Here is a 14735-nt window from a genome sequence, read left to right on the forward strand (position 1 = left end):
AACGTGGGCGAGCTGAAGCTGGGGGCCGAGGGGCAGCTGAACCGCAATCTGAACCTGTGGAGCAACGTGGCGCAGCAGCTGGGCGACAAGGGCTACAGCGACACGGCGGTGACGTTGGGGGTTAAGTACCGGTTCTAATACGAAAGCAAGGATATGCTACGCCTCTCCTCTTTTGGAGGGGCGTAGCTATAACGGAAGTAGGGATGCACGGTGGATTACTGCTCTATGCGTTATTTTTTGACCCTCCGTTTGTATTAAAGGAATCTAGTTTTTCCTTGTTTTCAATATTCACGTTAGTGCTTTTTTTACAACCTGTTTGAATATTTATTCAAAAGGGTTTTATATTTTCTGTTTAATATCCCTATATGAATAATGTTATTACCAACCGTAAATACCCTAAGAATTGGAATATGGCATGCCTGATGGCGCGTTTGGCCGGCGTAAGGCCGGCTCCTGTGATGGTGCTAAGTCCGCTCAATCGCTTTTGGTACATTGCCCATGGGCTGAGCATGCCGCTTTGTTACTCCAATAAAGATTAAACCGTGATTTTCTGTTAACGAGAGGGGAAACGGTGCTGCAAATGCTCGACGTTTTGCGTGTTGCGTAAATGGCTAAAACATAGAAAAATAAAAATATAATAATATCATTGTGTTACTTGTTTTTTTAAAACAAAGTTGGTTAATATTTAATCACGCTGATATCAAAATTTAGCCGGGTAATGAGATCGCATACCGCCTCTATTTGTTTTTTAAACATGTGAATCTGCATTTATCTAGATTAAAAAACTATATTTTGTGATATTTGAGGCTAAGCTTCTGTTCTTATCCGTCTATTGATAGTATTCATTTGTGCTTAGGGTAAAGGCTTATTTTTCTTAGTGGCCAGATTTGCAGTAAAAGCTGAATTTATATAACGGAATATCATTAAGAATAGCGGTGGACTCATCATCTGAATAAATATGGATTACTTAAAGCCTTTCATATTTTATCAGCCAGCTGAACGTTATCGTTTTTTAGATAAAAAAGCGGCGATCAATAATCCATTCATTCTGTTAAAGAAAATAAAAATCATTAAATGATAGGCCGCTTATGAGCAACGTATACCGCGTAGTTAGGGTTCATAGGCTGATTTCAGAGGTCCGTTGTTAAAGTGGAGCACCGAGCTCCAGCCCAAGGACCGGCGTGGCGCATAGCTGAACGTCGGAAAAAGCGCAGGTTTTGATGCTGCATTACGCTAGCCGTTTTTGGAGGAGCGTAACTGCTGTTTGTATAGGTCCGCTTTGACAGGGCGCGGCAGGAACAAAGGGAACCGTTTTTGATGAGGGATAAGGCCCTATCAATTAAATGAACGGTCGTCGTTAAGTTTTGTGTGGATGAGTCGGTTGTTTCTTTATGCGTTGATATTTTCTGGAAGGTAAATTTCAACGTTTTTAATAAAAAAACAATATAGGTCAGTTTATTAAGGGATTGTATTCATGTCGTTAACGTTAGCAAATCGATCGCTACGATTTGTATTTATCATTATTACTATCATCATCTGTGGCTATTTCTTTTTCGCAAAAGATCTGCTGGTGACTATCGAACACTCGCCGTTGGTCAACGCAAGCATCATTGGCGTTCAGATAATCGGCGTTCTTTATTCTCTGTTCGTGTCTCTCTCTTTGGCTTTAGCCATCAGGGACTGGCGGCGCTTCTCACAGCGCAGCATTTCAGACGAAGCGCCGGCTCGCCTACGGGGCGCGACCAAGATGTTGGAAAGCCGAGTTTCCGATCTGATTCATTCCAATAATGAAGTGAGAAACGCGCTGCTGCAGTCTTTTAAAGAGTCGCTGATGCGTAAGGTTACCGGCGCTGAATATATCTCCGGCTTGCTCGTCGGCTTAGGGCTTTTGGGAACCTTTATCGGGCTTATCATGACGATGGGCAGCATCAAGGCCGCGATTGGCGTTATGAGTTCCGGCGATAGCGAGATATCCGCGCTGCTCGACGGACTGGCCGCGCCGCTGGGGGGCATGTCCGCCGCGTTTACCGCCTCTTTACTGGGTCTGCTTGGCTCTCTGGTTATGGGACTTATCGCCCATATGTTGAGCACCGCCTCCGATCACCTCTATTCCGACGTTGACGGCTGGGTTCACACCCATCTGGCCAATACCGAACCGGCCTATTCAAGCGGTGAGTGTGCGCTGACTGACGGGCGCGTCGGCATTGCCAGCCAGGGCGTGCCGACCGGGATCGGCCAGAACTATGAGATCGAGCGCCTGCTGCGGGCCATTTTGAAGTTTACCGAGGTTCAGCAGGCCCAGCAGCATGAAAGCGTGAGCTATCTGAACAAGCTTCTTCATAGCCAGGAAAAGCTATTTGAAAGCCAGCAGACGATCGCTGAGAGCCAGCGTCGCGCGTTAGAAAGCCTGGAAAACAACCATCAACAGACGATGAATGCCGTTGACGCCCATAATCTGCGCGTTATCGAGCTTTTGCAGGGCGCGGTTAACCAGCAGCAGGGCATTGTGACCGCGCTGCAAAGCACCAATCAGCGGCTGTCTGCGAACGGCGAACTTCTGGAACAGTCCCTCATCGTTCAGGAACGCGGGACCGACGGATTGAAGAACGTTCACTATGAGCTCAGCGAGCTGAACCAATGCGCCGGCAAACAGAGTGAAAAACTGAGCGAACAGAACGCGACGCTTGATGAAATCAATCACGCCATGGGGCATATGCGCCAGGTTTTGGTTGAGCAGTCCGGTCATCTTAACGCTAACCGAATTCAGGTCAGCGGCACCTTTGAACAGGTGGCGGACAGCTTGAAGGGGCTGCATGTGGAAATGCAGGGCGGACGTCAACAGTTGCTGACCCTTGAGTCCGTTTTGCGCGCCGGAAGCGGCGACGCCGAGAGTATCGTTCAGGCGGTCAGATCTCAAAACGGGGCGCTGCTTGAATGCGTAAGCCAGATAACGGAAGCCGGAGTTTCCGTTTCTTCCGCCAGCCGTGCCCTGATTGAAGAGTGCCGCAAAGCGCTGCACGCAGAGAAGGCTGAGACGGCGCATGCCAAGCCATTACACGTCGATGAGCCGGCTTGAGGCTCGCGCATTGGTTATTGAACGCAGATTTTTGAATAAAAAGAAATAAGTAAAAAAATGAAAATAAAAAAAGGGATGCTCGTTAGCACCGCGCTTTGCGCGCTGTGGTTAACGGGGTGCAGTTCCAACGTGGATGAAACGCAAACGCAGGCGACGCCAGCTTTAAACCAAAAGGATGAAGACAGCGCGCCCCGGACGATGAGCGAGGGAGAGGCCATAGGCCTCTCTTCTTCCGCAACTATAGGTAAGAAAAGCGAAGATAAACGTTCGCAAATCGCACCGAGCGCTTCGGCGTCCGTCGGCGCGTCGACAACCTATTCTTTGCAGGCCGCGCTCAACAGGGCGCACGAATACTCTTTAAGAACGGTCATCAGCATGGCCAGGGTGGATGAAGCGGAGCAGCGGATTGATGAAGCGAAGGCCGGTTATTACCCCAAGCTGCAGGCGATGGTAAAGACAGCGGACTGGATTTCTGACCGCAGTTCTCAGGTGTCGCGCTCTTACGACGAATACTCCCAAATGCAGCTAACGCTGCAGTATAACCTGATGGACTTTGGGCGGACCCGCCATGCCGTCGGCAGCGCTGAGAACGTTCACCGCTCGGCGACGCTGGGCGCTGAGAATGAAATTAACTCGGTCTCTTTTGACGCCGCCAAGGCGTACCTCGACGTGCGCCGCTATACCCTGCTTCAGGCTGCGGCGAAAGATTACGTTAAGGTGACGTCCGATCTGGTCAATACCCTGACCGCTCGGGTCGCCGGCGGTGGTTCCCCCGAGTCGGAGTTGATCCGCGGCAAGTTGGCGTTGACGAATGCAGAAAACCGGCAAAAAACGATAGACCTTCAGCTGGCTAAAGCAAAGCAGAAGCTGCGCAGCCTGCTGGGGATCGACGTTGCGGTTGAAATGGCCGAACTGGCGGATATTCCCGGCGGTACGAACTTTGACGCAATGGTCGCCAGTATTCTGCAACAAAACCCGGGCATCAAGGCAAAGCTGGCCGAGCTCGACAGCGCCAAAGAGGACGTCTCTGTCGCTCAGGCTGCTCGCTATCCCAGCGTGGACGTTGTTGGCGCCTATAAGCGGCCTTTCCAGCGCCCGGACGGCCTGGACAATAACTACCTCGGCGGGAACGTCGCGCTTCAGGTCAGCGTGCCGGTTCTGGACGGCGGAATTAACTCGTCCCGCATTGGCCAGGCGATGGCTCGACTGCGGGTTGCTGAGGCAAGCTATGGTCAGCTTCAGCGCGACGTCAACGAAATGGCGTTCAACCTCTCTAACGACGCCGTCAACGCCAGAGAGCTTTGGAAGATCCAAGGGCAGGCGAAGCTGGATGCCGGACGGACGAAGTCGCTCTATCTGGAGGAGTTTCGACTGGGGAACCGCAGCCTGAACGATCTTATCAGCGTACAGACGGACTTCTTCAACGCAAGCGTAGGGCGGGTCTCGTCTCAGTATGACTATTATCTCTCCGTTATGGGGCTCTACATGCTGCTGGGACAGGTCAACAGCGGCATTCAGACGCTTAACCTGCGCTAAGAGGAACGGGCTATGAAATCAAATGGACACTTTTGGCCTGCGTATGTAGATATGATGACCGTGCTTTTGCTGGTTTATCTTCTTATCTCCATGATCTTCCAGGTCTTGCTTATCGTTGCTCAGCAAAACGTGGGCGTGAAACTTAGCCAGCAGCGGCAGGTAGAGATCCGTGCGGTCGGTCAGGATCCGCTGGCGAATGAGCTGCGCCTGGCGCTGGATACCAATCAAAACTACCTCGGAACGAAAAATCAGCAGGAGCTGGTGAAGTGGCTAGAGGCGCACCGCGACGGCATCAGTAAAAACGGCGCCGTTATTTACGCGGCGGTGCAAAACGATACTCAGGTAGGCGTTAACCTGACGGTGCAGTACGACCGCAGTCTGGAAGTGCTGAGGATTATGCAGCAGCACGACATTCCAACCGCGCGGGTCACGATCAATAACTCTTCGGTCAACGTTGCCAAGGACGAGTTCGTGGCGATTTACGTCAAGAACCCCAGCATTTCTGCCGGGAAAGTCGACAATAGCGTTGGAAATGAGGATCTGAACGACGCTCAGATCCCCAGTCATTCCGTAAACAGCGCGCCCGCTGCGGCGGGAGGGCAATAATGTTGAGCGGGCTGAAGCACGTCCGCTCGCTGAGCAGGTGGTTCCCGCAGGGAATTGCGGGCTACACTCTGCTGGCGTTTTTTTTGTTTATCGTTTGGGCCTGCTGCTTTGAGCTTGACGTACTGGTGAAGGGCAGCGGCGTTATTCGCGTTGAGAGCCGCAACCTGCTGTTACAGCATCCGGAGGGCGGCGTTGTGAGCCAGCTGCTGGTACACGAAGGCGAAACGGTAAAACAGGGACAGCTCATCGCGATTATCGACAACAGCCTGGTGAGCGAAGACTTTGCCAAAAGCGAGGTTGAGCGCCAGGCCTTGCTTATTCGCGAGCGGCGTCTACAGCAGGAGTTGGCGGGTGAGGCGTTTAACCCCGAGCCTACCGGCAACGCTGAAACGGACAAAATCGCCGACAGCGAATATCGGCTTTATCTGTCTCGTCAAACCGCGCTGCGCGAGCAGCAGCAGGTTAACCGTGCGCAGGTTGAGCAGCGAAAGGCCCAGTTGGTTGAGCTCTCCACCAAAGTCGACGATCTAACCAAACAGCTGTCGCTGTCGCAAAGCCAGGTCAATCTTTACAGCGCTATGGTCGCGAAGGGCGCTGCCGCAGAGGCGGTGCTTTTGCAAAAACGAGCCGATTTACAGCAGGTTCAAACCTCCCTTAACGAGGCGAGGCTCCGGCTGCCCAAAGTACAAAGCGAGCTGGATGAATATCAGGCACGTACCAATCAGGCTCTGGCGGACTTTATGTCAGAGACGCAAAAGCAGTTGAGCCAAACCAAAGTGGACCTGAGCCGGGTCGACGTACAAAACAGCGCAAGCGTTGGGCGTAAGGCCAATGCGCGCATCATTAGCCCGGTTGACGGGGTAGTGCAAAAGCTGTTTGTCGCCCACAGCGGCGCGGTGATTAAGTCCGGCGGAGAGGTTATCGAAATTTCGCCGACCAGAGTGCCGCTGATTGCGGAAGTCAAAGTGCGTCCGGAAGACCGTGACCGCATTTGGGAAAAGATGCCTGCCCGCCTGCATATTAGCGCCTTTAGCTCATCGTATGCCGATACGCTGGACGGCAAGATTACGGTCATCAGCGCCGACGCCGTCAGCGACGAGCAAAACGGGCGCTACTACCTGGTCAGCATTGAGGTGCCGGAAGGCCAGTACGAGAAAGCGATATACCCCGGCATGGGGGTGGACGCCTATCTGCTGACGGGAAAGAGAACGCCGCTGGAGTATTTCTTTAAACCCTTATTAAACAACGCCAAATTAGCGCTTTCAGAACCGTAGCGGAATACGGTAGACAGGATAAAAGGAACAAAACGTGTCGAACGAACTTCCATTACCGGCGTCGCCGGCGGTATCGGTCATTCCGGTAACCTATGCGGATAACCACATTCCGCTCAACTATGAACAGGTTCAGCTGTTAATCAGCGGGTCAGATCTGGTCGTCCAAAGCGACGATGGCAAGCGGCTGATTCTGCCGCTCGGCGCTAAGCTTGCTTCGCTCAACAATAACCTCTATACGCTGAGCTTCGCCGATGGAAAGGTGATTAACTCCGACGATCTGCTGCAGGTCGCGAAAGTGGATTTCGACTCTCCGGGGATGAACCGAGCCGGTAAAGAGGTGAAGGCCAAGCCAGTGGCAGAGAGTTTGCCAGAGAACGTGGTGATTAAAGAAGTGATCAATCAGGTCATCATCGAAGAGGACCTCGGCGGTGAAGTGGACGACGAGAGCGAAGGGACGTCTGCGACGGCGGTTATCTCGGCTGACAGCATAGAGCCGCTGCCGAAGAAGCCCTTGGTCGAATCGCTTTTAGTGAAGTCCTCATCGTCGGGAACGGCGCCCGAAACGCCCGGCCCTGGAGACTATTCTGGCGCTTCCGAACAGCCTTCAAATCCCGTTACGCCCTCGGACTCTTCAGGGAACGATGTGACAGTGATGCCGATGTCGCTGCTGCAAACGTCTGGCATCGCCGATGAGGCCAGACGCGTGTGGACGGGCGGAACCGGGAACGCTGCAGCGGCCAGCTCCAGCGACTGGAGCGTTCAGTATGCGGCGACAAATATCGATCTGTCGTCTCAGACGCAAGGGTGGACCGTGCAGGTGAACAATCAGCAGGTTATCCCCGAAGGCTACGTTGGACGCGTATTGAGATTGGATAGCGGTGCGGGAGACATTACCGTCAGCGGCCTGCCCGGCGGCTATCGGTTGATTACGGCCGACAGCTCGGAAGGCCGGCTGTATCAGCTACAGCCTAATGAAATGCTGCTTATTTATCCTGAAGGGCACAAGGCGTCGTTTGAACTTACCTTTACCTATACCTCCACCGGCGGCGTGCGGACCAGCGAAAGCGCCAAGTTCGTCATTGTCGATAACCCCAGCACCAATATTGATAACGAAGGCCGCTTCCAGCTGTCGAGCGAAATGAACGAAGTGAACGTCATCGGCGGGGCCGGAGACGATCGCATCATTGCCGGTTCCCAGCGTGGAACCTATGACGGCGGCGCAGGGCATAATATCGTTGACTATTCGCAGGCGACGCGTGCGCTGAACGTCAACCTGTCTGAGGGGGCGTCTTCACTTCAGGGCAGCGACAAAAAGCTGCACGGCCTGGTAAATATTCAGGAAGTGATTGGTTCTGACTATGACGACGTGCTTATCGGCGACGCGAACGACAACGTGCTGCGCGGCGGTGCGGGCGACGATCGCCTCAGCGGCGGAGGCGGCAACAATACCCTTGACGGCGGCAGCGGCGTGAATACGGTTTCCTACGCGGACGCCCGCGGTGGCGTTTCGGTCGATTTGAGCGCAAACGCGGCGAGCGACAACGGCCTCGGCGGGCAAGATACCCTACTCAATATTCAAAACATTATCGGCAGCGCTCATGACGACGTCTTGATTGGCGACGGCGCGGACAACCACATTCAGGGCGGTGGAGGCGACGACGTTTTGATGGGCCTGGGCGGCAACAACGTGCTTGACGGTGGGGCCGGTACGAATACGGTCAGCTATGAAAGAGGCGCCAACGGCGTTCGGGTCGACTTCTCTACCGGGAGCGCGACTAACGGTTACGGCGGAACGGATACGCTTATCAACATTCAGCAGGCGATAGGCTCCGCGTTTGACGATGAGATGATAACCGGACGCGGCTCTTACTATCTCCGCGCCGGAAACGGCAACGACGTTCTGATTGTCAACGGCGACACCGCCAGCCGCGCGATCCTTGACGGCGGCGCGGGTGACGACCTGTTTATCGCCGGTTACGGCGTTAACAAATTCATCGGCGGTGGCGGTTTCGATACGGTTGACTACAGCCGCGCGCTTAGCGGAATTGACGTTAATCTCCAAACCGGTCAGGTGTACAACAACGGCTTTGGCGATATGGACACGTTGGAAGGCATTTCCGCCATCGTCGGCACGCGGTTTGCCGATCGCTTTACTCTGGGCAACGGCGACAGCACGATTAATGCGGGCGATGGCGATGACGAGATTATCGCCGGCTCCGGGAACCATCGCATTGACGGCGGTTCGGGGACCAATACCGTCGACTACAGTCAGGCGCTGTCCGCTATCAACGTCGATTTGGTTAGCGGCGCGGTGACGAGTAACGGCTTTGGCGGTCAAGACACCTTGACCAACGTTCAGCGGATCCTGGGATCGTCATTTGACGATGAAATTGCCGGTGGGAACGGCGACGACGTGATTTATGGCAACGCTGGCAATGACGTTATCTATGGCTCTTTGGGTAGCGACCTGCTGTACGGCGGCGCCGGAAATAATCGGCTGGACTATAGCCGCGTGAGCGGAGGCGTCACGGTAGACGTTATCAACGGGCGCACGACAAAATCCAACGGCGACATCGATATCTTCTCCGGATTCACTCAGTTTACCGGAACCTCCGGCAACGACGTCTTTATCTCGCCCAAAGCAGCGTTGACGATTAACGGCGGCGCGGGCATGGATACGGTGGACTACAGCCAGCTTAGCGTCAGGATAACCGTTGATTTACGATCGGGGAAAGCGACGAAGTATGACGCAAGTAACGCCAGCTTCCTCGATCAGTCGCTGATTTCAATTGAAAAAATCATTTTCCCGCAGGGCGTTTCCAGCGCGGGCAGCGTTGGCTATACCAGCACCTCGGGAAGCACCTGGTTTGTCGGCGGCAACGGCAACGATACGTTCTACGTGATGGGCGGCAGTAATACCATTACGGGCGGCGGCGGCTGGGACTGGGTCTCGTATTCCTCAGCACGTTCCGGCGTTACCGTCAGGGTTGACGCGAACCATAACGGTATGGCGACGGTGAACGGCTACGGTGGTCAGGATGTTCTCAACGGTATCGCCTACCTGCAAGGCTCGAACTATGATGACTATCTGGCGGGGAACAGCATTCTCAACGGCCGTAACGGCAACGACACGCTGGAAGGAACGGGCAATAACGCGATTGCCTACTATCGAGAAGTCGGCACCGGGATTGTTGCCGACCTCGAGGCGGGTATTGTTAGCAACGACGGTTACGGATGTCAGGACACCCTTATCAACGTCCACCATATCCAAGGCAGCAACAGCGGCGACATCGTCTATGGCAGTTCTAAGGACAACCAAATATCTACCTTTGACGGCAACGACCTGATCTACGGAAGTAAGGGGAACGACACGATCAACGGCGGTGACGGTATTGATACCGTGGACTACAGCCTGTTGGACGCCGCCGTTAACGCCAACCTGTCAACCGGGGCGGTGGATAAAGGCGTAAACGGCAAGGATACGCTGTCTCTGGTTGAGAACCTGACGGGAACGGCCTTTGACGACGTGCTGACCGGCAATGCGCTCGACAATATTTTGACCGGCGGCGGCGGTAACGACTTGCTGATCGGTGGGGCGGGCAACGATTTGCTCATCGGCGGCAACGGCTTTGTGACCGCAAGCTACCAGACGTCGACGTCCGGCATTGTCGCAAACCTGAGTACGGGGTCGGTCAACGACGGCCTGGGCGGCGTGGATACGCTGGTTCAAATCGACAAGATCCTGGGCTCTTCCTATAGCGACACCTTCAAAATCTCCAGCAGCGCGGATCTCCTAAGCTACTGGATTGACGGCGGAGCGGGGATAGACACGTTGAAGAAAAGCGGCGCCGGGCAGGCCTTTGATTTGACAGGTGCGGGCGTTCACATTAGCAACGTTGAGCGGTTTGACTTTGCCGACGGCGCGTCGGACAACGTACATATCGACCTTAATACGCTGTTTACCGGTCAGGTGGGAGGCGCCTCGATGTCTCTCCATACGGATGCGTCTGATACGGTCAACCTCAGCGGCGCGGGCTGGTCGATGATAGACAGCGGCAGCGACAGCGAAACGTGGAGCAACGGAAGCCAAACGTTTAGCCACACCTGGGCTTAACGGGCAGGTCGAATTGAGTACGACAGCAACTAACGGAATAAGAACATGAACAATCAGTTACCGCAGCCGGAACACGCCATGAAATCGGTCGTTCCCTTTACCTATGCGGAAAACCGCGTGCCGTATTCGTGGAGTGCGGACGGCGTGAAGCTTAGGGTTAACGGGCCGGATCTCGTTATTGAAACCGCAGGCGGTGAGAACTTGGTTTTTACCATGGGCGCCGAACTGGCCTCGTTGCATAAGGGCATATTTCGCATCACGTTTACCGACGGCAAGTCGTTGGACGCTGCGCAAATTCTTCGCGAAGCTCAGGTGCAGGAAATATCTCCCGAGCGCGACAGAGCTCCGGAGAGCATCGGTAAGGAGACGCGCAACGAAGGCGACGTTACCGTAAAGGAAGTGGTGGTTGAAGACATCATCGTTGTCGACAGCAAAGGCGGCGGCCAGACCGACGTGGAGGAGCATTCCACCTATGCCGAGCTGGAAACGCCGACCATGACCGAACTGGCCCAGCGCGCGACCATTGATGACAGCATCCCGCTGGTTAAAAAGAGTTCGGGCGCGCCGTCGGTAGAGCATACTCAGGCTAGCACCGTGCCGGACGACGCCACGGATCCGTCCCCGGCGCCGTCTGATTCGACGGATCCGACGGTGACCTATCCAAAGGTGACTCTGCTCCAGGTTAGCGCCTGGCGCGACGCAGGTTCGCATGTTTATCAGGTCGGCAGCGGCAGCAACGCTGCGCGTACTGACGGAAACATTGTGCTTCAGTACGGGGCAACGTCGGCGGACCTGTCCGCCGAAAGCGCGAACTGGACGATCGACGTCCGAAATGCGGAATACTTCCCGGAAAATACGGTTGCGCGGATTGTGCGCTTTGATGAAGCCGTCAGCTCCGTGTCTATTGACGGGCTGCCGGCGAGCTATCAGGCCATTATCGGCGGAACGCCGGAGGGGAATCAGTACGGCCTGATGCCGGGTGAAATACTGCTTATCTATCCGCAGTCGCAGTACGACATGTTTACCGCAAGCGTCTCTTTTACCGATTCCAGCGGTGAGCTGCGTCAAGAGAATATGACGTTCGTGGTGGTAGATAACCCGACATCACTTATTAACGGCCAGGGCCAAATACAGCTTGCCTCACACGCCAACAGCGTCAGCGTGACGGGCGGCAGCGGGGATGACGTTATCATCGCCGGTAGCGGAAACGGTGCCTATGATGGCGGTGGCGGCAGCAATACCGTGGACTTCAGCGGCATGAAAAACGCGTTGACGGTCGACCTGGCCAACGGCACGGCGTCCAGCGACGGTCAGTATACGTTGACTAACGTTCAGAACGTTATCGGTACGGACTTCGACGATGTGCTAACGGGCGACGGCCAGGATAACTACCTGCAGGGCGGAGCTGGAAACGATGTGCTGCGCGGCGGTGGCGGCAATAACGTACTTGACGGCGGCAGCGGCATAAACACGCTGAACTATGACACCAGCGCTTCCGGCGTCAGCGTCGATCTCAGCCTGGGCGTTGCGTCTGACAACGGGCTCGGCGGAAGCGATCGCATTTTAAATATTCAAAACGTCGTCGGCAGCAGCCATAACGATCTGCTTATTGGCGATGCTGCCGATAATGCGCTGTACGGCGGCGGCGGTGACGATACGCTGATGGGGATGGGCGGTAATAACGTGCTTAATGGTGGTGCGGGCGTCAATACCGCCAGCTATGCGCGCGCACTGGTCGGCATTGATGCCGATTTGACCACTAATCGGGTAAACAACGGTTTTGGCGGCGTTGACACGCTTATTAATATTCAAAATATTATCGGCTCTGATTTTGACGATCGCATCGTCAGTGGCAACGGCGGTTCATCGATTGAGGCCGGGCTTGGCAACGATACGCTTATCATTGGCGGAGACGCCAGCAGCCGGGCGGTATTGGACGGCGGTGCGGGCGACGATCTGTTCATCGCCGGCTACGGCTATAACGCGTTTACCGGCGGGAGCGGCTTCGATACGTTGGACTACAGCTACGCGCTGGAAAGCGTCAATATCAGCATGAAAGACGAACGCGCCTATGCCAACGGCTTTGGCGGCATCGATCGATTCTCCGGCATTGAACGCATCATCGGCTCCAAGTTTGATGACTATATCGAGCTGGGATCTTCTGGCGCCACGATCGACGCCGGCGAGGGGAACGACCTGATCGTCGCGGGCGGTGGCAGCCTCAATCACATTGACGGCGGCGCGGGGAACAATACCCTGAACTACAGTAATGCGGTGTCGGGCATCGTGGTGAGCCTGAAAGACGGCGAGGCGCTGGATAACGGCTTTGGCGGGCAGGATACGCTGGCTAACATTCAAAATATTGTCGGGTCAGCCTGGAATGACGTTATTGAAGGCGACGATAACGATAACGTTATCAGCGTCGGCGCCGGAGACGACCTGATTTACGGCTCGAAAGGAAACGATACGCTCAGCGGCGGCGCCGGCAGCAATACGCTTAACTATAGCCGACTGGCGGAAGGCATTAACGTCAATATGGTGGCCGGTACGGTGCTTAAAGGCGCGGACGGCGCGGACGCCTTTACACAGTTTAATCGTTTTGTCGGTACGTCGCAGGATGATACCTTTTTGGTAACCAGCGGCGTTGCCGCCGTCGACGGCGGCGAGGGATTTGACGTTCTCGACTTTGGCTCTCTCGGCGGCTCGCTGACGATTAACCTTTCATCCGGCGTCGTTACTGGGCGCAACGGCACTAACCAGGCCCTCGGTTCGCTAGCCGTGAGCAATATTGAAAAAGTGATCATGACCAGCGGCACTGGCAGCGCCTTTATCGGCAGCCTGACCGAAGGGAATGAGTTCGTTGGCGGCGCCAGTAACGACATATTTCGCACTAACGGCGGCAACAACGTAGTGACCGGCGGCGGAGGCAGCGACTGGGTGGAGTACGTCAGCGCTCTTCACGGCGTTACCGTAGACCTCAATTTGTACGGCGCAGGGCAAGGCTTTAGCTCCGACAACGGCTTTGGCGGGCAGGACGTATTAAACGGCATCTCACACCTGAGAGGCTCGAACTATAATGACGTTCTGACGGGAACCGGCTATCTGGAAGGCGGCGCAGGGAACGATATTCTGGACGGCGGCAACAGCGCGTCGGCCTACGCCTATTACAACTCTGCCAATAAAAACAAAGGGGTAACGGTTAACCTGGCGCTGGGCGTGACGAGCGAAGACGGATACGGCAGTCAGGATACGCTTATCGGTATCAAAAACGTTATCGGCTCTATTTATGCGGATACCATTTACGGCAGTGACGCCAACAATATCATCTCGACTCGAGAGGGCGATGACTATATTTACGGCAGCCGCGGCAACGACACGATTAACGGTGAAGGGGGGACTGACACCATCGACTACAGCCTGATGAACGCTGCGGTTAACGTTGATCTCTCCGCCAGTCGAGCGAATAAGGGCGTTAACGGCACCGATACGTTAAGCAATATCGAAAATATTACCGGCAGCGCCTATGCCGACGTGCTGAAGGGCAGCAGCGGTAGTAACGTGATCCGCGGCGGCGGCGGTGACGATACGCTTATCGGCCTGGGTGGCAACGATACGCTGATCGGCGGCGACGGATTTGTCACCGCAGACTATAGCGTATCACCCAAGGGCATCGTCGCCGATCTGACCACCGGCAAGGTTCAGGACGGCTACGGCACGCAGGATACGCTAATTTCTATTTCCAAAATCACCGGTTCGGCAAAAGACGACGTCTTTGAGATCTCCAACAACTTAAGCCTGCACCAGTACGCGCTGGACGGCGGCGCAGGCAACGACGTAATTAGAAAAAGCGGCAGCGGCGGCCTGTTTACGCTGGGCGACGCGGCTTTCAACATTTCCAACATTGAGAAGCTAGACTTTTCCGACGGCCAGAATGACACTCTGAACGTCAACCTGAGCGGGCTATTCGGCAACTACGGTAGTAACGCGTCGATTTTGCTGAATACCGATGCGTCCGACGTCGTCAACATCACTGCCGGCGGCGGCTGGAGCATGACTTCCAGCGGCGCGGAAAGTGAAACCTGGAGCAACGGCGACCAGACCTTTACCTGGTCCTGGGCTTAACGGGGAG

General features: G+C 54.9%; 7 protein-coding genes. All 7 read left to right on the forward strand.

All coding sequences use genetic code 11. The features are described 5' to 3' along the window. The coding region (locus G544_RS22215; protein ID WP_147654622.1) for an autotransporter outer membrane beta-barrel domain-containing protein at positions 1–138 on the forward strand (138 nt) is incomplete at its 5' end. Between the two features lie 1336 nt (positions 139–1474). Further along, the gene (locus tag G544_RS21410) at positions 1475–3076 is read left to right on the forward strand and encodes a sbcc family protein (protein WP_027275466.1); all 1602 of its coding nucleotides are present in this window, start codon (positions 1475–1477) and stop codon (positions 3074–3076) included. A 57-nt stretch (positions 3077–3133) separates the two neighbouring features. Continuing rightward, complete coding sequence (locus G544_RS0115610; protein ID WP_027275467.1) at positions 3134–4612, forward strand: TolC family protein; 1479 nt, start codon at positions 3134–3136, stop codon at positions 4610–4612. 12 nt (positions 4613–4624) lie between these two features. After that, on the forward strand, positions 4625–5218 hold the full coding sequence (locus G544_RS0115615) for a hypothetical protein (RefSeq protein WP_027275468.1): 594 nt from the start codon (positions 4625–4627) through the stop codon (positions 5216–5218). Beyond that, positions 5218–6492, forward strand: coding sequence for an HlyD family type I secretion periplasmic adaptor subunit (locus G544_RS0115620; RefSeq protein WP_027275469.1), 1275 nt, complete (start codon positions 5218–5220; stop codon positions 6490–6492). Before G544_RS0115615 ends, G544_RS0115620 begins: the two co-directional genes overlap by 1 nt. 34 nt (positions 6493–6526) lie before the next feature. Further along, entirely contained in the window at positions 6527–10606 is a 4080-nt protein-coding gene (locus G544_RS0115625; RefSeq protein ID WP_027275470.1) for a calcium-binding protein, read from the forward strand. 45 nt (positions 10607–10651) lie between these two features. Then, entirely contained in the window at positions 10652–14728 is a 4077-nt protein-coding gene (locus G544_RS0115630; protein ID WP_027275471.1) for a beta strand repeat-containing protein, read from the forward strand. Positions 14729–14735 lie beyond the last annotated feature (7 nt).

Origin of the sequence: Leminorella grimontii ATCC 33999 = DSM 5078 (assembly GCF_000439085.1) — a bacterium.
GTDB lineage: Bacteria > Pseudomonadota > Gammaproteobacteria > Enterobacterales > Enterobacteriaceae > Leminorella > Leminorella grimontii.